The organism is Butyrivibrio sp. WCE2006, assembly GCF_000701985.1.
In the GTDB taxonomy this organism is placed as follows: Bacteria; Bacillota; Clostridia; order Lachnospirales; family Lachnospiraceae; genus Butyrivibrio.
Genome location: NZ_JNKH01000093.1, coordinates 1 through 1,701, shown reverse-complemented (window position 1 = coordinate 1,701; position 1,701 = coordinate 1). Strand labels below are relative to the sequence as shown.

At 40.0% G+C, this 1,701-nt stretch carries 2 protein-coding genes, 1 tRNA gene and 1 pseudogene; all 4 read right to left on the bottom strand.

Annotation, left to right across the window (positions count from 1 at the left end):
* Positions 1-90 precede the first annotated feature (90 nt).
* Positions 91-423: a hypothetical protein gene (locus tag T501_RS19395; RefSeq protein WP_044917173.1), complete on the bottom strand. Its 333-nt coding sequence runs from the start codon at positions 421-423 to the stop codon at positions 91-93.
* Entirely contained in the window at positions 410-850 is a 441-nt protein-coding gene (locus T501_RS19390) for a hypothetical protein (RefSeq protein ID WP_207641205.1), read from the bottom strand. Before T501_RS19390 ends, T501_RS19395 begins: the two co-directional genes overlap by 14 nt.
* 470 nt (positions 851-1,320) lie before the next feature.
* Positions 1,321-1,393 (bottom strand) — tRNA-Ile (locus tag T501_RS19385).
* A gap of 101 nt (positions 1,394-1,494) precedes the next feature.
* A pseudogene (locus tag T501_RS21905) lies at positions 1,495-1,701 on the bottom strand (hypothetical protein); the annotation flags it as partial.

Below are 1,701 nucleotides of genomic sequence, written 5' to 3'. Positions count from 1 at the left end.
TGGATAATTTTCTTTCGGATCTCACCTAGCTGACTTGTGGTTACTTATCAAACCCATCGATGGCTCCGTCGCATAAAGCATGTCAGCACTCTATATGATTTCATCGCTCGAGCAAGACATCACACTTATGTCATCCAACATAACTTCGTAAAAGACATCTCCCGGGTCATAAACAGCGCCGCAGAATCTTATGTTTACCCAGTCCCCATTATCCGTTTTATTCGGAACATTTACCCATATTGATCTTCGTGAGCTTCTGCCCTCTTTAGCTATCTTATCTGTGAGGCTCATGAGTTCCATCATCTTCTCTATACCTGCATTACTAAGAGTATATTTAGCAAGACAATATTTATTCTTCCATCTAGTTATCTTTCGTTCTGTGACCATATCACCAAATTCCTCGAATCTATTATTGTGCAGCACTTTCCTTCTCACAGTAGGATATCCAATACTCTGCATCCGCCTTCGAATCCCCAAATGTTTCTATAAACATTTTTATCTTCTCATCCCTTGGCATATCCAATTTAACAAGTCTTCCCGCAAAACCTTCTCTTCTGCCTTCTTCATAAGCCGCTTTAAGCCACGGAGCCATTCCTGGGTCAAAATTCTTATAGCACGAGTCTTCCTCAGGATCTTCAAGGGTTTCTATAATAACTTTTATAAAATCCCAAGAAGCATCATTAACATGACACCACTCTTTGTCATCAGGGCCATCATATTTAAAAAAATCTCTTTGTCCATAAATAAAATTATTGGCCTTCAGCCATTTTTTAGCTGCCTTCATATTAGGAAACGCTCTATGCTCAAAACCCTGTGTCTCCAAAGTAAATCCAGCATGCTTTCTCCTCATTAACGTAACTATTACCATATCAAATACCCTTCTTTACTCTGTAACTCCTGCAGGATAAAGATCTCCATCTGGAAGCTACTAAAAGCCTCTTTATTTCTTACTATTGTTATGATAACCTTCGTACCCCAGCAATGTCATTGAACCTCTAGTTGAAAAAACAAAAGACCCTGCATTTTCTGCAAGGTCCTTTGCCGCTTTACCTATCTGAGGTCCAGCTATGATCAAATTCTGAATTGATTATTCTATTGCCCACAACACAGCCACGAGGATCACTTCAGACCAACCGGTTTAGCGCCCTAACCTTTATCATGGGTTTCAACATATTTCTATGTCTAAAGCACATTCTCAGTTCCCAATTGATTATTGAAGTAAATACTATTGACCGATGATAATTTACGGTTTAACCAAAATGCAAAACGGTTAACGCTCTTGGCTGTTGCGGCCTCCTCATTATTATCCCGTATATGGGGATTCAGAAGCAGGATTCGAACCTGCGACTTCCGGGCCATTAACCCAGCGCGATTTCCACTTCGCCATTCTGAACTCTCATCCAATATTTGCAATATCGGTAGTTGTAACGTAACCCTGTTACAGGGAAACCGGGTTTGAAGTTTTCGTGTTGCAGGCAATTCTTACTGAGTTAATCAAATCTCAATAAACCTTGTCGCATTGGATACTTTAATCTGAGTATCAAGCTCAGTAAGAAGCGTATCCCTTTTTTCCTGAAGTACAGAAATCTTTTTCTGAACATCAAGCGGATCCACCAGCTCAGTAGTGTTCTCCTTCACATAAGCTTCAACTACTTCCAAAGGCTTCTCATCCTTAACTTTGGTATCCTTACCAAGAATTGA

Coding starts and splice junctions, on each gene's coding strand:
- T501_RS19390 (WP_207641205.1), bottom strand. CDS start 850: ATGAGGAGAAAGCATGCTGGATTTACTTTGGAGACACAGGGTTTTGAG.